Origin of the sequence: Streptomyces sp. NPDC058289 (genome assembly GCF_042880975.1) — a bacterium.
In the GTDB taxonomy this organism is placed as follows: Bacteria; Actinomycetota; Actinomycetes; order Streptomycetales; family Streptomycetaceae; genus Streptomyces; species Streptomyces stoeckheimensis.
In genome coordinates this window covers 18,500-35,847 of sequence record NZ_JBHVYI010000033.1, presented here as the reverse complement: position 1 = coordinate 35,847, position 17,348 = coordinate 18,500, and the positions used below count along the sequence as shown (strand labels likewise).

General features: G+C 70.8%; 14 protein-coding genes. 8 read left to right on the top strand and 6 right to left on the bottom strand.

What is annotated here, in order from left to right; genetic code table 11:
* Nucleotides 1-110 precede the first annotated feature (110 nt).
* The gene (locus tag ACFVX6_RS18880) at nucleotides 111-1,535 is read right to left on the bottom strand and encodes a cytosine permease (protein WP_389692795.1); all 1,425 of its coding nucleotides are present in this window, start codon (nucleotides 1,533-1,535) and stop codon (nucleotides 111-113) included.
* A 156-nt stretch (nucleotides 1,536-1,691) separates the two neighbouring features.
* Here ACFVX6_RS18880 and ureA point away from each other — a divergent pair, with 156 nt between their 5' ends.
* The 6 genes from ureA to ACFVX6_RS18850 all read left to right on the top strand — a co-directional run bounded on the left by ureA (nucleotide 1,692) and on the right by ACFVX6_RS18850 (nucleotide 9,441).
* Nucleotides 1,692-2,450 carry an urease subunit gamma gene (gene ureA, locus ACFVX6_RS18875; protein ID WP_389692793.1) on the top strand — a complete coding sequence of 253 codons (759 nt, stop codon included), beginning with the start codon at nucleotides 1,692-1,694 and terminating at the stop codon, nucleotides 2,448-2,450.
* A 47-nt stretch (nucleotides 2,451-2,497) separates the two neighbouring features.
* Nucleotides 2,498-4,180 (top strand): urease subunit alpha, encoded by a 1,683-nt coding sequence (locus ACFVX6_RS18870; protein ID WP_389692852.1) that lies wholly within the window; start codon nucleotides 2,498-2,500, stop codon nucleotides 4,178-4,180.
* Nucleotides 4,181-4,198: 18 nt separating this feature from the next.
* Nucleotides 4,199-5,239: an agmatine/peptidylarginine deiminase gene (locus ACFVX6_RS18865; RefSeq protein ID WP_389692791.1), complete on the top strand. Its 1,041-nt coding sequence runs from the start codon at nucleotides 4,199-4,201 to the stop codon at nucleotides 5,237-5,239.
* A gap of 33 nt (nucleotides 5,240-5,272) precedes the next feature.
* A complete protein-coding gene (locus ACFVX6_RS18860) occupies nucleotides 5,273-5,908 on the top strand; it encodes a TetR/AcrR family transcriptional regulator (protein WP_389692789.1) in 636 nt (211 codons plus the stop codon).
* A gap of 363 nt (nucleotides 5,909-6,271) precedes the next feature.
* Nucleotides 6,272-7,909 carry a citramalate synthase gene (gene cimA / locus ACFVX6_RS18855; protein WP_389692787.1) on the top strand — a complete coding sequence of 546 codons (1,638 nt, stop codon included), beginning with the start codon at nucleotides 6,272-6,274 and terminating at the stop codon, nucleotides 7,907-7,909.
* A gap of 155 nt (nucleotides 7,910-8,064) precedes the next feature.
* On the top strand, nucleotides 8,065-9,441 hold the full coding sequence (locus ACFVX6_RS18850) for a hypothetical protein (RefSeq protein ID WP_389692785.1): 1,377 nt from the start codon (nucleotides 8,065-8,067) through the stop codon (nucleotides 9,439-9,441).
* Nucleotides 9,442-9,472: 31 nt separating this feature from the next.
* On the opposite strand, the gene ACFVX6_RS18845 is transcribed toward ACFVX6_RS18850, so the two are convergent.
* A complete protein-coding gene (locus ACFVX6_RS18845; RefSeq protein WP_389692783.1) occupies nucleotides 9,473-10,084 on the bottom strand; it encodes a YceI family protein in 612 nt (203 codons plus the stop codon).
* A gap of 321 nt (nucleotides 10,085-10,405) precedes the next feature.
* On the opposite strand from ACFVX6_RS18845, the gene ACFVX6_RS18840 reads away from it, so the two are divergent.
* Nucleotides 10,406-11,989, top strand: coding sequence for an acyl-CoA carboxylase subunit beta (locus ACFVX6_RS18840; protein ID WP_243337765.1), 1,584 nt, complete (start codon nucleotides 10,406-10,408; stop codon nucleotides 11,987-11,989).
* A gap of 23 nt (nucleotides 11,990-12,012) precedes the next feature.
* Nucleotides 12,013-12,213 (top strand): acyl-CoA carboxylase subunit epsilon, encoded by a 201-nt coding sequence (locus ACFVX6_RS18835; protein ID WP_389692781.1) that lies wholly within the window; start codon nucleotides 12,013-12,015, stop codon nucleotides 12,211-12,213.
* An 81-nt stretch (nucleotides 12,214-12,294) separates the two neighbouring features.
* On the opposite strand, the gene ACFVX6_RS18830 is transcribed toward ACFVX6_RS18835, so the two are convergent.
* From ACFVX6_RS18830 to ACFVX6_RS18815, 4 genes are all read right to left on the bottom strand, one after another.
* On the bottom strand, nucleotides 12,295-12,879 hold the full coding sequence (locus ACFVX6_RS18830; protein ID WP_007266770.1) for an ATP/GTP-binding protein: 585 nt from the start codon (nucleotides 12,877-12,879) through the stop codon (nucleotides 12,295-12,297).
* Nucleotides 12,860-13,447, bottom strand: a complete 588-nt coding sequence (locus ACFVX6_RS18825) for a DUF742 domain-containing protein (protein ID WP_389692779.1) — start codon at nucleotides 13,445-13,447, stop codon at nucleotides 12,860-12,862. Before ACFVX6_RS18825 ends, ACFVX6_RS18830 begins: the two co-directional genes overlap by 20 nt.
* A gap of 93 nt (nucleotides 13,448-13,540) precedes the next feature.
* On the bottom strand, nucleotides 13,541-13,954 hold the full coding sequence (locus tag ACFVX6_RS18820; RefSeq protein ID WP_243337850.1) for a roadblock/LC7 domain-containing protein: 414 nt from the start codon (nucleotides 13,952-13,954) through the stop codon (nucleotides 13,541-13,543).
* Nucleotides 13,955-13,964: 10 nt separating this feature from the next.
* Complete coding sequence (locus ACFVX6_RS18815; RefSeq protein ID WP_389692777.1) at nucleotides 13,965-17,168, bottom strand: nitrate- and nitrite sensing domain-containing protein; 3,204 nt, start codon at nucleotides 17,166-17,168, stop codon at nucleotides 13,965-13,967.
* Nucleotides 17,169-17,348 lie beyond the last annotated feature (180 nt).

The following is a 17,348-nucleotide window of genomic DNA, read 5'->3' as shown; positions in this document are numbered from 1 at the left end:
GTCGTTCGTGGCGGCCCTTTCCTGTTCGGCCACCGCTGTACCGGTAGACGCCGGCGCAGGCCCGAGGGTTGACCGCGAGGCCGAACCGGGGAACTCGCGTACGGGGTGGCTCAGGCGGCGACCGGCTGCTCGGCGGCTTCGGCGGGCGCCGGGGCGGGGGCCGTGCGGGCGGTCAGGGCCGTGTAGACCAGGCCGCCGGTCAGGCCGGAGAGGACGAAGGAGCAGTCCACGCCGCCGGTCAGGGCCAGCAGCGGGCCCTCGTAGAACGGGGTGGTCACGGCGAGCAGGCCGACGCCCGCGCCGACGGCCCAGGAGAGGGTGGCCGAGATGTTCCAGCCGCCGCGGAACCAGTAGACCCCGCCCTTGGCGCGACGGTTGAAGACCTGCAGGGCCTCGGCGTCGTAGCGGCCGCGGCAGCGGACGTAGCCGATGAGGGTGATCACGGCCCACGGGGTGCCGATCGCGGTCAGCAGCAGCACGAACGAGGTCATCGCGGCCTGTACGTCCCACTCGAAGGAGCCGACGAACACGAAGGCGGTGGCCACGGCCGCGGCGATCACGGTGGCCGTGGTGCGGGTGGCCTTGGGCACGATGGCGTCGAGGTCGAGGCCCATCGAGTAGAGCATCAGCCCGGCGTTGCCGACCGATCCGGCCGCCGCGGCGACCAGCAGCGGAACCAGGTACCAGAACGGCGCGGCGTCGACCAGCGGACCGGCGTACTCGGCGCCGGCCCGGGCGGCGAGCGCGGTGTAGGTGCCGAAGAGCTGCGGGATCAGCAGCCCGACGAGCAGGCCGAGCCCGGTGGACCAGAGCACCTTGCGGGAGCCGTGCCTGCGCGGGGAGATGTAGCGGGTGTAGTCGCCGAGCAGGGTGATGAAGGCGACGGGCCCGCTGAGCCCGGCGGCGACGGCGGCGAGCAGCCAGGTCGGCCAGAAGGAGCCGAGCAGGTACACGGTGTCCGGCGGAGCGGCGGTGGTGAAGTCGGGTGCGTAGGCGAACACGCCGACGGCCAGCAGCAGCACCATGCCGATGGAGAGCACCTTGCTCATGCGCAGCAGCAGCCGGTAGCCGAAGACGGCCCCGACGACGGTGCACGCGGCGAGCACGCCGTACATCACGGCCCGGGAGAGGCCGGTGTCCGGCAGCCCGGTGAGCCGGGACAGGGCGCCGACCATCACGTCGCCGCCTATCCACAGGGTCAGCGCGGTGTAGCCGAGGGAGAGCAGCAGGCCGACCACCGAGCCGACGAGCCGGCCGCGGACGCCGAACTGGGCGCCGCTGGAGGTGGAGAGGTTGGTCCCCGTGCGCAGGGAGACGAGCGCCAGCGGCGCGGTGAAGGCGATGCCGACGAGGGTGCCGACGACGATGGCGGTGACCGACGGCCACAGACCCAGTCCGAAGGACGGGGGCAGCCAGCCGAAGACGATCACACCGAGGCAGAGATTGGAGCCGAGGAGGATCGAAATCAGGTCACGGGGACCGCTGGTCCGTTCCTCCTCCGGGATGGTGTCGACTCCGCGCTGTTCGATGGGCATGGGGGGGCTCCCTTGGCAGGGCGGGGGGTGGCAATGCAATGTTTGAGCGACACTCAATGTGACCTAAGTGCTGGTCTCAGGTCAATGCTTCATTGCAGGGAAATGAAGAGTTAGAGTGATGCTCTAACCCATCGACTCAAAGGGTGGTGGATCGGCGTGCGGCTGACCCCTACGGAGCGCGACCGGCTGCTTCTCCGCAGCGCTGCGGAACTGGCCAGGGCCCGACGGGCCCGCGGATTGAAGCTCAACGTCCCGGAGGCCACCGCGCTCGTCGCGGACACGGTCTGCGAGGCCGCGCGCGACGGCAAGCGGCTGGCGGAGGCCATCGAGGAGGCCCGCTCCGTGCTGGGCCCGGACGATGTCCTGCCCGGCGTCAGCGACGTGGTCACCGAGGTGCACGTGGAGGCCGTCTTCGACGACGGATCCCGCCTCGCGGTGGTCTCGTCCCCGATCCGGGGCGCCGTCGGCCTGGGCGAGGACGCCCCGGGCGCGGTCGTGCCCGGCCCCGGAGCCCCCCAGCCGGAGCCCACGGTCCACCTGCGCGTGCGCAACACCGCCCCGGTGCCGGTGAGCGTCACCTCCCACTTCCACTTCTTCGAGGCCAACCCGCGCCTCGACTTCGACCGCGCAGCGGCGTACGGCATGCGCCTGTGCGTACCGGCGGGCTCGTCCGTACGGTTCGACCCGCACGGCGAGGGCGAGGTCGGCCTCGTCCCCATCGGCGGGGACCGCATCGCGATCGGCTTCGCGGGGCTGGTCGACGGGCCGCTGGACGCCCCCGGCGCCAAGGCCGAAGCCCTGCGCCGCGCGGCCGCCTGCGGCTACCTCGGCACGGACGGGGCCGAGCGGACCGACGGGGCCGAGCGGACCGACGCGACCGATGGAACCGACGCCACGGACGGAGACCAGGCGTGAGCAAGCAGACCAGGCACAGTGACCACTGCGCACCCGGCAGTCGGCACATCGACCCGCACGAGTACGCCTCCGTCTTCGGCCCCCGCGCCGGCGACCGGGTCCGGCTCGGCGACTCCGGGCTGACCGTCCGGGTGGAGTCCGACGCGCAGAAGCCCGGGGACGAGTTCCTGGCCGGTTTCGGCAAGACGGCCCGCGACGGGCTGCACCTGAAGGCCGCCGCCGTCCGCGACACCTGCGACGTGGTGATCAGCAACGTGCTGGTCATCGACGCCGTCCTCGGCATCCGCAAGGTCTCCATCGGCATCCGTGAGGGCCGCATCCACGCGATCGGCCGGGCCGGCAACCCCGACACCCTCGACGGGGTGGACGTCGTGGTCGGCACGGGGACGAGCATCGTCTCCGGCGAGGGCATGATCGCCACCGCCGGCGCCGTCGACACCCATGTGCACCTGCTCTCCCCGCGCATCATGGAGGCCTCGCTCGCCGCGGGCGTCACCACCATCATCGGGCAGGAGTTCGGCCCGGTCTGGGGCGTCGGCGTCAACTCGCCGTGGGCGCTCAAGCACGCCTTCAACGCCTTCGACGCCTGGCCCGTCAACATCGGCTTCCTGGCCCGGGGTTCCTCCTCGGACCCGGCCCCGCTGATCGAGGCGCTCGCCGAAGGCGGGGCCTCCGGGTTCAAGGTCCACGAGGACATGGGCGCGCACACCCGCGCCCTGGACACCGCCCTGCGCGTCGCAGAGGAGTACGACGTCCAGGTCGCCCTGCACAGCGACGGCCTCAACGAGTGCCTGTCCGTCGAGGACACCCTGCGGGTGCTGGACGGCCGGACCATCCACGCCTTCCACATCGAGGGCTGCGGCGGCGGCCACGTCCCCAACGTCCTCAAGATGGCCGGCGTGCCGAACGTCATCGGCTCCTCCACCAACCCGACCCTGCCCTTCGGCCGGGACGCGGTCGCCGAGCACTACGGCATGATCGTCTCCGTCCACGACCTCAAGCCGGACCTCCCCGGCGACGCCGCCATGGCCCGCGACCGGATCCGCGCGGGCACGATGGGGGCCGAGGACGTCCTGCACGACCTCGGCGCGATCGGCATCACCTCCTCCGACGCCCAGGGCATGGGCCGCGCGGGCGAGACCATCCGCCGCACCTTCGCCATGGCCGCCAAGATGAAGGGCGAGCTGGGACCGCTGGACGGCGACGGCGAGGGCGACGACAACGCCCGCGTCCTGCGCTACATGGCCAAGCTGACCATCAACCCGGCCATCGCCCACGGCCTGGCCCACGAGATCGGCTCCATCGAGGTCGGCAAGCTCGCCGACATCGTGCTGTGGCGCCCCCAGTTCTTCGGCGCCAAGCCCCAACTGGTCCTCAAGTCCGGCTTCCCGGCATACGGGGTCACCGGTGACCCCAACGCCGCCACCGACACCTGCGAACCGCTGGTCCTCGGACCGCAGTTCGGCTCGTACGGAGCCACCGCGGCCGATATCTCCGTCGCCTTCGTCTCGGCCGCCGCGGCGGCCCTGGGCAGCGACGAGATGCCGACCCGCAGGCGCCGGGTCGCCGTCCGCGGCACCCGGGGCATCGGCCCCGGGAACCTGCTCCTCAACTCCCGGGTGGGCGCGGTCGATGTGGACGCGCGCAGCGGACTCGTCTCCCTCGACGGGGAACCGCTGCGCTCCGAAGCGGCCGAATCGGTCTCCCTCAACCGCCTGTACTTCCTGTAAGCCCTAAGGACCCCTGCCATGACCGACACCACGCCCGTGAACGCCGGATTCCGGATGCCCGCCGAGTGGACGCCCCACGAGCGCACCTGGATGGCCTGGCCCAGCCCCAACCCCACCTTCACCAACGACCAGGAGCTCGCCGAGGCCCGCGAGGCCTGGGGCGCCGTGGCCCGCGCGGTGCGCTCGTACGAACCGGTGACCCTGGTGGTCTCGCCCGGTGATGCCGACAGCGCCCGCGCCGTCGTCGGCGATGACATCGAGCTGGTCGAGCGCGAGCTCGACGACGCCTGGATGCGCGACATCGGCCCGACCTTCGTCACCAACGACGCGGGCGAGCTGGCCGCCGTCGACTGGACCTTCAACGGCTGGGGCGCCCAGGACTGGGCCCGCTGGGACCACGACTCGAAGGTCGCCCGCGAGATCTCCGGCATCGTCGGGACCCGCACCTACAGCACCGCGCTGGTCAACGAGGGCGGCGCCATCCACGTGGACGGCGAGGGCACCGTCCTCCTCACCGACACCGTGCAGCTCGGCAAGGGCCGCAACCCCGACTGGACCCGCGAGCAGGTCGAGGCCGAGATCCACGCCCACCTGGGCACCACCAAGGCGATCTGGCTCCCGTACGGCCTGGCCGGCGACTACGGCACCTACGGCACCCAGGGCCACGTGGACATCGTCGCCGCCTTCGCCCGCCCCGGCGTGGTCATGGTCCACAGCCAGCCCGACCCGGCCCACCCGGACCACGAGCGCGGCAAGACCATCGCCGCCCTCCTGCGCGCGTCCACCGACGCCCGGGGGCGTCAGCTCCAGGTCGTGGAGATCCCGGCGCCGACCGTGCTGGAAGAGGACGGGGAGTGGGTCGACTACTCCTACATCAACCACTACCTGTGCAACGGCGGCGTGGTCCTGTGCGCCTTCGACGACCCGCGCGACGAGGAGGCGGCGGAGATCTTCCGCGGTCTCTTCCCCGAGCGGACCGTGACGCTCGTCGACGCACGTACGATTTTCGCCGGGGGTGGCGGTATCCACTGCATCACCCAGCAGCAGCCGAAGGTCTGACCCCGAGAGGGCGGCCGGGACGAGGAGTGGGCCATGGTGGCGGGTGAGGTACGTGCCGCGCGCAAGAACGCGCCGCCGCGCGAGGACGTACTGGTCGCCGCCATGGCCACCATCGCCGAACGCGGCCTGGACGGTCTGACCATGGCCGGCCTGGGCCGCCAGGTCGGCATGAGCAGCGGCCACCTCCTCTACTACTTCCGCACCAAGGACGAGCTCCTGCTGCAGACCCTGGAGTGGAGCGAGGCGGCGCTCGGCACCCGCCGCCGCGCCCTGCTGTCCCGCCGCGGCCCGGCGCGCGAGCGCCTGCAGGCGTACGTGGACCTGTACGTGCCCGAGGGCGCCCGGGATCCGCACTGGACGCTGTGGCTGGAGGTCTGGAACCGCTCGCAGAACGCGGGACCGGGGGAACGGGACCGCCAAGGGGCCATCGAGGGCGCCTGGCACCGCGACCTGGTGGCCCTGCTTGCCGAGGGCATCTCGCGCGGAGAGTTCCGCCCGGTCGACCCGGACCGCTTCGCGGCCCGGCTGCGGGCCCTGCTCGACGGGTTCAGCATCCAGGTCGCCGTCGGCCTGCCCGGGATAGGGCGGGGCGACATCCTGGAGCACGTCGGCGAGTTCCTCAGCGAGGCGCTGACCCCTCATGGCGATTCCAGCCCCGCCGGCGTTTGAGGCGCGGGGTCCGGGGCGGAGCCCCGGCACGGAGCCGCACCAGGCCGGACGGGGGTGCCCGCATACTGAGATCCCCGTCCAGCCGCGGCATGCGGTATGGCAGACTGCCGACGTGCCTGCTCAGCTCATGATTATGGACAGCAGCGCGCCGGTCCCCAGTGGCCGCTGAGCCGCGAAAGAACTTCGCGGAGGCGGCCACCGTGCCCCAGACCCGCGCGCAGACCTCTCGCACCCGCGAGAGGTTTTTTCGTTTTCCGGCCCGAACGCGCCGGAATCGGGCAGCGCGCGATGATGGGGGCAGTGGCGTCGGCCTGCCCCGAGGGCGGCATCCGGAACCACCCATCCGACAGGAGTCAGATCAGCATGACGACGACAGAGGCGACCGAGCCGACTGCGCCGGCTTCGGGCCCCGGCCCCGATGACGGGTTCCACGTCTTCGACACGACCCTGCGCGACGGTGCCCAGCGTGAGGGCATCAACCTCACGGTCGCGGACAAGCTGACGATCGCCCGGCACCTGGACGACTTCGGGGTGGGGTTCATCGAGGGCGGCTGGCCCGGCGCCAACCCGCGCGACACGGAGTTCTTCTCGCGTGCCCGCGCGGAGATCGACTTCAAGCACGCCCAGCTCGTCGCCTTCGGCGCGACCCGCAGGGCGGGCGGCTCGGCCGCCACCGACCCGCAGGTCCGCGCCCTGCTGGAATCCGGCGCCCCGGTGATCACCCTGGTCGCCAAGTCCCACGACCGGCACGTCGAGCTCGCCCTGCGCACCACCCTCGAAGAGAACCTGGAGATGGTCCGCGACACCGTCGCCCACCTGGTCTCCCAGGGCCGCCGGGTCTTCGTCGACTGTGAGCACTTCTTCGACGGCTACCGGGCCAACGCCGAGTACGCGAAGTCCGTCGTACGCGCCGCACACGAGGCCGGCGCCGACGTCGTGGTCCTCTGCGACACCAACGGCGGCATGCTGCCCGCGCAGATCACAGCGACGGTGGCGACCGTACTGGCCGACACCGGCGCCCGCCTGGGCATCCACGCCCAGGACGACACCGGCTGCGCCGTCGCCAACACGCTGGCCGCCGTGGACGCCGGCGCCACCCACGTGCAGTGCACCGCGAACGGCTACGGCGAGCGGGTCGGCAACGCCAACCTCTTCCCGGTCGTCGCCGCGCTGGAGATCAAGTACGGCCGCACGGTCCTGCCCGCGGGCGCCCTGGCCGAGATGACCCGGATCTCGCACGCCATCGCCGAGGTCGTCAACCTCACCCCCTCCACGCACCAGCCCTACGTCGGGGTCTCCGCCTTCGCGCACAAGGCGGGCCTGCACGCCTCGGCCATCAAGGTCGACCCGGACCTGTACCAGCACATCGACCCCGCGCGGGTCGGCAACACCATGCGGATGCTCGTCTCCGACATGGCCGGCCGGGCCTCCATCGAGCTCAAGGGCAAGGAGCTCGGCGTCGACCTCGGCGGGGACCGCGCACTGGTCTCCCGGGTGGTGGAGCGGGTCAAGGAGCGGGAACTCCAGGGCTACACGTACGAGGCCGCCGACGCCTCCTTCGAGCTGCTGCTGCGCGCCGAGGCCGAGGGCCGGGCGCGCAAGTACTTCCGCATCGAGTCCTGGCGGGCCATCGTCGAGGACCGCCCCGACGGCACGCACGCCAACGAGGCCACGGTGAAGCTGTGGGCGAAGGGCGAGCGGATCGTCGCGACGGCGGAGGGCAACGGCCCGGTCAACGCGCTGGACCGCGCGCTGCGGGTCGCCCTCGAACGCTTCTACCCCCAGCTCGCGAAGTTCGAGCTGATCGACTACAAGGTCCGCATCCTGGAGGGCGCACACGGCACCTCCTCCACGACCCGGGTCCTGGTCACCACGACGGACGGCACCCGCGAGTGGAACACGGTCGGCGTCGCCCCGAACGTGATCGCGGCCTCCTGGCAGGCCCTGGAAGACGCCTTCACCTACGGCCTCCTGCACGCGGGCGTGGAGCCGGCGGAGTAGTCCGCGGACGCCGTCTCGCCGCGCTCCGGCGGGGTGAGACGGCGCGGTCGGCCGGTGGGGTCAGCCGGGTGGGGTCAGCCAGAGCGGTCAGCCGGTGGGGCAGGACTTATGTCCGGCTCACACAGGATTGCACCCGTTCGGGTAGCGTCATGGATATGAGGACCAGGCTTATATCCGTATCTTTTGGATCGCTGCTGGCCGCTCTGCTGCTGGCGCTGTCCGCGACCGCGTTGCTGGTCGCCCCGCAGGCGTCGGCGGCCGACGGGACCACCACCGTGGCGGAGGCCCTCAAGAAGGGCCCGGTCTACGTGGACCCCCGCGCCGAGGCGCAGCTGTCGCCCGCGCAGGCCCAGGCGCTCGAGAAGAAGATCAAGGACGCCGGGAAGCCGGTGTTCGTGGCCGTACTGCCGGCCACCGCCGAGTTCCCCGCCGCCAGCGTGCTCAAGACGGTCCGTACCGAGACCGGCATCACCGGGCTCTACGCGATCCGGCTCGGGGAAGGCTTCAACGCCGGCGCCGACCGGGCGGTCATGCCCGGCAACGCGGTCCGCAACCTGGTCGACGCCGTCAAGGCGGGCGGGGCTGCGGACGCGAACACCGAGCTCAACGCCTTCGTGGACCAGGCCCTCGCCCAGGCCAAGGGCAAGGCCCCGGCCTCCTGGGGCACCGCGAGCACCGACGGCGGCGGCGCCCCGGTGGGCGCCCTGATCGGACTCGGCGTGGTGGCAGCCGTCGGCGGTGGCGGGGCGTACGCGCTGGTCAAGCGCAACCGCAAGAAGAAGGAAGAGCTCCGGCGCGAGTCCATCGCCCGGCTGAGCGTGGTCGTCGACGAGGACATCACGGCCTTCGGCGAGGAGCTGGAGCGCCTCGACTTCCACCCCGGTGAGCCCGGCGCCGACGACGCCATGCGGGCGGACTACGAGCAGGGCCTCGACTCGTACGAGAAGGCCAAGCAGATCATGGCCTCCGTGCAGCACCCGGAGGAGGTCAAGGGGGTCACCCAGGCCCTCGAAGACGGCCGGTACGCCCTGGCCCGCCTCGACGCGCGTCGGCAGGGCCGGCCGCTGCCCGAGCGCCGCGCACCCTGCTTCTTCGACCCGCGCCACGGGCCGAGCACCGAGGACGCGGCCTGGGCCCCGGCGGGCGGAGCCGCCCGTACGGTCCCGGTCTGTGCGGCGGACGCCGTCCGGCTGCGCGACGGCCAGGACCCGGCGGTCCGCACCGTCGACACCGAGCACGGTCCGCGCCCCTACTACGACGCCGGCCCGGCGTACGGCCCCTGGGCCGGCGGCTACTTCGGCGGCGGCATCCTGCCCGGCCTGCTCATGGGCACGATGCTCGGTTCGATGATGTCCAGTCCGGCCTACGCCTCCGACTTCGGAGGCGGCAACGGATTCGACGGAGGAGGCGGCGGCTTCGACGGCGGCGACGTCTCCGGGGCCGACTTCAACCCGTCCGACTTCGGCGGCGGGGACTTCGGCGGGGGAGGCGGCTTCGACGGCGGCGGCGGGTTCGGCGGGGGCGACTTCTAGCCGCCCCCGGCCCCGCAGTGTGGAACCAGGCTCACGCCTGCTTGATCGCCGAGATGTCGAAGGTCAGCTTCACCTTGTCGCTGACCATCACGCCGCCGGTCTCCAGGGCCGCGTTCCAGGTCAGGCCCCAGTCGGAGCGCAGGATCTCGGCCGAGCCCTCGAACCCGACGCGCTCGTTGCCGTAGACGTCGGTGGCCGAGCCGCCGAACTCCAGGTCGATGGAGAGCGGGCGCGTGACGTCCTTGATGGTCAGCTCGCCGGTGATGCGGTACGCGTCGCCGCCGAGCTGCTGCGCCTCGGTGGAGCGGAAGGTCATCAGCGGGAAGGTCTCGGCGTCGAAGAAGTCCCCGGAACGCAGGTGGCCGTCGCGGTCGCCGATGCCGGTGTCGACGGAGGCGATCTTCACGTCGATGGAGGCGGTGGAGCGGGACGGGTCGGTGCCGTCCAGGTGCAGGGAGCCCTCGTGGTCGGCGAAGCTGCCGCGCACGTTGGTGACCATCGCGTGGCGGACGGTGAACCCGATGCTGCTGTGGGAGGCGTCGATGACGTAGTCGCCGGTGAGCGCGGCGAGGGCCGGGTCCACGTCGAGGGTGGCGACGGCGGTCGTGGTGGTGTCCTGGGCGCGGCGGGTGAAGAGACCCATGGCTGCTGCTCCTAAGTAAGGGGTGCCGCTTGGTGTCCGGCACTCGTTGAACTTTCAACAACAACGACGCTAGACCCATTCCGTTCAAATTTCAACCTCTGGAAGTTCTTGCGAGTGGCTTGGATGTCTTGAGGGCACCTTGGTGGCGCCTTGGCGGCCGCTTGGCGGGAGTTTTGTTGAATCCCCACAAAGGACCAACGTCCTGCCTGGTGGGACGGGCTGCTCCCACATCGGTTCTGTCCGGCCCGGACAGCGGAAGACACCTGACACTGTGCGGATTCGACGGAGGGTTTTTCCGGTCCGGCTTCGTAAGGTCATTACATGACCGTTGTGGACCAGATTCCGAGCGAGCCGACGGACGCCCGCGGGCGCGTGGCCGAGCTGCACGACCTGCGCGAGCAGGCGCGGCGCGGCCCGAGCGACCGGGCGACCGAAGCGCAGCATGCCAAGGGCAAGCTCACCGCCCGTGAGCGGATCGCGTTGCTGCTCGACGAGGGTTCCTTCAAGGAGGTCGAGCAGCTGCGTCGCCACCGGGCGACGGGGTTCGGCCTGGAGGCCAAGAAGCCCTACACCGACGGTGTCATCACCGGCTGGGGCACGGTCGAGGGCCGTACGGTCTTCGTCTACGCGCACGACTTCCGCATCTTCGGCGGCGCCCTGGGTGAGGCCCACGCCACGAAGATCCACAAGATCATGGACATGGCCATCGCGGCCGGTGCCCCCCTGGTCTCCCTCAACGACGGCGCCGGCGCCCGCATCCAGGAGGGCGTCTCCGCGCTCGCCGGGTACGGCGGCATCTTCCAGCGCAACACCAAGGCCTCGGGCGTCATCCCGCAGATCTCGGTGATGCTGGGCCCCTGCGCCGGCGGCGCGGCCTACTCCCCGGCGCTGACGGACTTCGTGTTCATGGTCCGGGAGACCTCGCAGATGTTCATCACCGGCCCGGACGTGGTCCGCGCGGTGACCGGCGAGGAGATCACCCAGAACGGCCTCGGCGGCGCGGACGTGCACGCCGAGACCTCGGGCGTGGCGCACTTCGCGTACGACGACGAGGAGACCTGCATCTCCGAGGTCCGCTACCTCATCACGATGCTGCCCTCCAACAACCGCGAGAACCCCCCGGTCCACGAGACCAGCGACCCGGCCGACCGTCGGTCCGACGTCCTGCTGGACCTCGTGCCCGCCGACGGCAACCGCCCGTACGACATGCTCAAGGTCATCGAGGAGCTCGTCGACGAGGGCGACGTCCTGGAGATCCACGAGCGCTGGGCCCGCAACATCATCTGCGCCCTGGCGCGGATGGACGGCCAGGTCGTCGGCATCGTCGCCAACCAGCCCGGCCACCTCGCCGGCGTCCTGGACATCCACGCCTCCGAGAAGGCGGCGCGCTTCGTCCAGCTCTGCGATGCCTTCAACATCCCGATCATCACCCTCCTGGACGTCCCCGGCTTCCTGCCGGGCGTCGACCAGGAGCACGGCGGCATCATCCGCCACGGCGCGAAGCTGCTGTACGCGTACTGCAACGCGACCGTGCCGCGGATCTCGCTGATCCTGCGCAAGGCCTACGGCGGTGCGTACATCGTCATGGACTCCCAGTCCATCGGCGCCGACCTCACCTACGCCTGGCCGACCAACGAGATCGCCGTGATGGGCGCCGAGGGCGCCGCCAACGTCATCTTCCGCAAGCAGATCGCGGACGCCGAAGACCCCGAGGCAATGCGTGCGCGCATGGTCAAGGAGTACAAGGCCGAGCTGATGCACCCTTACTACGCGGCCGAGCGAGGCCTCGTCGACGACGTGATCGACCCCGCCGAAACCCGCGAGGTCCTCGTCGCCGCCCTCGCGATGCTCCGCAACAAGCACGCGGACCTGCCGTCGCGCAAGCACGGCAACCCGCCCCAGTAGACGTCGAAGGAGAACTGCCACCGATGAGCAACGCCACCGGCACCCTGCTGAAGGTCGAGAAGGGCAACGCCGAGCCCGAGGAGCTGGCCGCGATCACCGCGATCCTGCTCGCCCGCGCCGCGGCCGCCCCCGAGGACACCGCCACCGCCGCCCGCTCCCAGGCGGGCTGGCGCCGCCTGGAGCGCACCCCCGGCTTCCGCGGCCCGCGCAGCTGGCAGGGCTAGTACGCGAAGCCCCGCAGGCACCACGTGAAAAGCCCCCCGCACTCCTCGGAGTGCGGGGGGCTTTCGCGTACGACCGGACGGCTACCGCAGGCGGGCCATGAGGGCGTGCTCGACCAGGGTGATGAGCGCGCTCTTGGCGTCCGCGCGGTGGCGGGCGTCGGTGGTGATGATGGGGGCGTCCGGGCCGATCTGCAGGGCCTCGCGGACTTCCTCCGGGGTGTACGGCTGGTGCCCGTCGAAGCCGTTGAGGGCGATGACGAAGGGCAGGCCGCTGTTCTCGAAGTAGTCGACGGCGGGGAAGCAGTCGGCGAGACGGCGGGTGTCGACCAGGACGACGGCGCCGATGGCGCCGCGCACGAGGTCGTCCCACATGAACCAGAAGCGGTCCTGACCCGGGGTACCGAAGAGGTACAGGATCAGGTCCTGGTCCAGGGTGATGCGGCCGAAGTCCATGGCGACCGTGGTGGTCGTCTTGTCCCCGGTGTGGGTCAGGTCGTCGATGCCGGCGGAGGCGCTCGTCATGACGGCCTCGGTGCGCAGGGGGTTGATCTCGGAGACGGCGCCCACGAACGTGGTCTTGCCCACGCCGAAGCCACCCGCCACCACGATCTTCGCGGAGGTGGTGGAGCGAGGAGCCGCTCCGCCGTTAGAGCTTGCGAAGTCCACTGAGCACCCTTTCGAGCAGTGTCACATCTGGCTGGCCGCCGGCGGACTCGTCGCCGCCGGGCTGGTGGATGGCTACGAGGCCGGCCTCCGCCAGGTCGGCGACGAGGATCCGGGCTACGCCAAGAGGAATGGAAAGAAGTGCCGAGATCTCCGCGACGGATTTGATCTCCTGGCACAGGAGGCAGATGCGCTGGTGCTCGGGCAACTGCCCTTGCAGACGCGCGGGATCGGCCGTGGTGCTGACCAGTGCCTCGATGGCGAGCTGGTAGCGCGGTCGGGTCCGGCCACCGGTCATCGCGTACGGGCGCACCAGCGGGTTGTGCGCCTGCGGAGCCTGCGGGCGCCCGCCGCGCGGAGGCTGCTGCGGGGGCCGGTAGGACTGCCCGGGCTGCTGCGGCCGGCTGTACGGCTGCTGGTAGGGCTGCCGCTGGTACGGCTGCCCGGAGGCGGGGTCGTGCTCCGACGAAGGCCGGTTGCTGGGAGCGGAAGGGAAGTTGAAGCGGTTCTGGTCGTGCCCACCCTGCGGCTGCTGCGCGCCGCCATAGGGATGTCCTCCGGGTGTTGTCACGTTTCCTCCTCCGACTCCAAGTACGCAGTACTCCCTGTGGAACCGCGCCACCGCACCCTATGGTGCAGTGACGCGAAACGCACTGCCTGTCTGCTAGTTGAGAAGTCCGCCCTGCAGTTCCGCGCGCAGGTCCGGGGTGAGGACACTGCCGGCGCGGTCCACGAGGAGGGCCATCTCGTAACCCACCAGGCCGATGTCGCACTCGGGGTGCGCCAGTACGGCCAGCGAGGATCCGTCGGAGACGGACATCAGGAACAGGAACCCGCGGTCCATCTCCACCACCGTCTGATTGACGGCGCCACCCTCGAAGATGCGGGACGCACCCGCGGTGAGGGAGGTCAGCCCGGAGGCCACCGCGGCGAGCTGGTCGGCCCGGTCGCGGGGGAAGCCTTCGGACATGGCCAGAAGGAGGCCGTCGGCGGATACCACCACCGTGTGGGACACCCCTGGGGTGTTGTCCACGAAGTTGGTGATCAACCAGTTCAGGTTCTGCGCTGCCTGGCTCATCGCGCTCACACTAACGCTCCTGGTCATAGCTGTTACTTGACTGCTCGGATCCCGCGTTGCGGCCCTGCTCGACACCGCGTCGCAGGTTGCTCAACCTGCCACGGATGTCCTCCGGGGCTCGGGAGACCTCGGGGCCTCCCTGCGGCGTCGTCTCCGCAGCGCCCTCGACCAGGTTGGCCTTGGGCACCCGCCGGGGGAGACCGGAGGGGGTGACCCCGCCGGCCTTCGGCTCGCGGAGCTTGGCGGCCTGCTGCCAGCGCTCGTCGTTGTTCGAGCGCCAGTCGGCAGTGCCTTCCGTTTCCCCGGGGGCCTTCTCCGGCGCCGCGGGCTGCTGCTGTCGCGGCGGCCGCTGCTCGAAGAGGGATCCGGAGGACTCCGTTTCCTGCTGTCCCGGCCGCTGCTGCGGCTGGCTGCCGCGTCGCGGCAGGCCCGCCCCGGTCACCTGGTGGCCGGCGTCGGCAGCGGTGCCCGGACGGTCGAAGCCTACGCGCTCCTGGGCCGGTTCGGGAGCGGCCGGTGATTCCGATTCGGTCCCGTAATCCTGCTGGTAGGAGCCCGAGTAGGTGTTCTGCTGGGGCCACTCCGCAGCGGTGGAACGGGAATCGTACCCGCCGTCGTAGGCCGGGAGTTCCTGTCGCTGATCCGTGTACTCGGGTTCCGGATAGGCGTAATCCTGCTGGGTGTACGCGTCGTATCCCTGCCCGGCCTGAGCGGATTCGTAACCGGGGTCGTAGCCCTGCGCGGGCTGCTGCTCGTAGCCCTGGTACGGCTGGTACGCGTGCTCCGGCTGCGGTTCCGGATACTCCGCCGCGGGCTCGTCGTACTGCGACTGCACCTGCGGGTAGCCGACCTGCGCCTCCAGCGCGGCCCGGCGCTCATCACGGCCCAGGGACCGGCCGACCGGGTCGGCGACGGGCTCGTCGAAGCCCGGCCGGTCGGCCCGGTGGACCTCGTAGCGGGAGTCGTCGAAGCCGAGCTCGGCGGCCGTGCGCTGCGCGGCCGGCTGATGGGCCTGCTGGCGCGGGATCATCTGGGAGACCGTGAAGTCGTCCGCCGGGATCTCCTCGCCACCGCCACCGTGGGTGATGGCGTCGGGGAGCATGACCAGCGAGGTGGTGCCGGCCGCTTCGCCCGAGGGGCGCAGCTGGACGCGGATGCCGTGCCGGTCGGCCAGCCGGCCGACCACGAACAGGCCCATGCGCTGGGAGATCGCGGCGTCCACGGTCGGCGGGTTGGCCAGCTTGTGGTTGATGTCCGCGAAGTCCTCGGCCGTCAGGCCGATTCCCTTGTCGTGGATCTCGACCATGACCCGGCCGTCGGGCAGACGCGTCGCGTTGACCCGGACCTTGGTCTGCGGGGAGGAGAAGGTGGTGGCGTTCTCCAGCAGCTCGGCGAGCAGGTGCACGAGGTCGGTCACGGCCTGGCCGTGGATCTCGGCTTCGGAGACGCCCGACAGCTCGACGCGCTCGTACTGCTCCACCTCGGAGGAGGCGGCGCGCAGGACGTCGACGAGGGGGACCGGCTGGTCCCAGCGGCGGCCCGGCTCCTCACCGGCGAGGATGAGGAGGTTCTCGCCGTTGCGGCGCATGCGGGTGGCCAGGTGGTCCAGGCGGAAGAGGTTCTCCAGCTGGTCCGGGTCGGCCTCGTTGTTCTCCAGCTCGGTGATCAGGGTCAGTTGGCCCTCGATCAGCGACTGGTTGCGCATGGAGAGGTTCGTGAAGATCGCGTTGACGTTGCCCCGGAGGAGGGCCTGCTCGGCGGCGAGCCGGACGGCCTCGCGGTGGATCTGGTCGAAGGCGCGGGCGATCTCGCCGATCTCGTCCTGGGAGTCGATCGGGATCGGCACCACGCGGGTGTCGACCTTGCCCGGGTCGGTGCGCGAGAGCTGGTCGACGAGCATCGGCAGGCGCTGCTCGGCGACGTCGAAGGCGCCGTTGCGCAGCCGGCGCATCGCGCGGCCCATCTGGCGGGCCATCATGCCGGCCAGGATGAAGGCGGCGAGCAGGGCCACGACCACGATGGCGCCGGTCAGGATGGCGTCGTTGCGGGCCTCGTCGGAGACGGCGACGGAGTCCTTGAGGGCCTTGTCGAGGAGTTCCTTCTCGAGCTCGGCGTAGCCGTCGAACTTGGCGGTGGCCGCGGCCTGCCAGGCCTGCGGGGTGGTGCCGTCCACCGCGAGCTTGGCGGGCTTCTCGCCGCTGGCTATCGCCTCGGTCATACCGGTGAGCGCGGAGTCGTTGACCACGGGCGGGGCGTGGAAGACGGTGCCGGCCTGCTCGGCCGCCTGCTTGGCGGCGGCGAGCTTCTGGGCGCCCTCCTCGGACTTCTTGCCCATGATCTCGCGCAGCCGCGCGACGTCCTCGTCGGTGCCGGCGGCGACGTACTCGCCGATGGCGATCTCTTCGAGGTACGCGTACGAGGAGAAGGCGACGAGCTGGGCCTTGCGGATGTCCTCGTTCGCACTCGGCCGGACCAGCAGGTGCGTGCCCACCGAGCGCTGCAGCGAGTTCGCGGCCTTGGACAGTTCGAGCGCGTAGACCATGCGGCCGTACGAGGTCACGTTGCCGGTGCCGAGGCCCAGCTCGTTGGAGAACTGCATGAGGTAGTGCTGGACCAGCACGTACCCCTCTTCGGTCGGGATCGGGCCCAGTGCCTTCGGGAGGGCCTTCTTCGGCGTCTCCAGCTGCGGCAGGTAGGCCGTCTTGCGGACCTGCTCCAGCTTCGGCTCCTCCTGGCGAAAGAGCTCCAGGCGGCGTTCCAGGCCCTGGCCCGCGGGCAGGTCCTTCGCGGCCTCGGCGAACTTCGCCTTGGCGGCGTCGGTGGCGGAGTAGGCCTTCAGGACGGGCTCGGACTCGCGCTGGCCCCTGAGCAGGGCGTCGGCCGTCAGGTCGCGCTCGTTCAGGAGCGCCTGGCCGTACTCGGCTGCGGCCTGGACGATGCCGGTGGTCTTCTCGGCGTCCTTGGCCTCGTTCCAGGTGTCGATGGAGCCCTTCACCTGGAAGCCGCCCATGACCAGTCCGACGAGGACCGGCACGAGCAGGATGGCGTTCAGACGGGTCGGCACGCGCCAGTTGCGGGGCGAGAACCTGCTGGTGCTGCCACTGCTCACGGATGGTTCCACGGGTACGTCAAAGGAAGACGTGGCCGCGCGTGGCGGCGGGGTGAAGTTGCCGCGCGCGGGTTCATCCGCGGGGCTCGAGTTGCTTCGCCTCACTCGACCAACAACCTCTCGGCGGTGCTACTAGCTAGTTCGTTGAATTCCAGCACGGTTAACGGCCGTGTTCCAAACAGTTGAAATCGGCCATTCCTAGAGCCTTATGCCCCACATAAATCGGACATAAAGAGCGTCCTGCGGCAAAAATGGGGCCAGTTGTGAGCGCAGTGACACCGGACG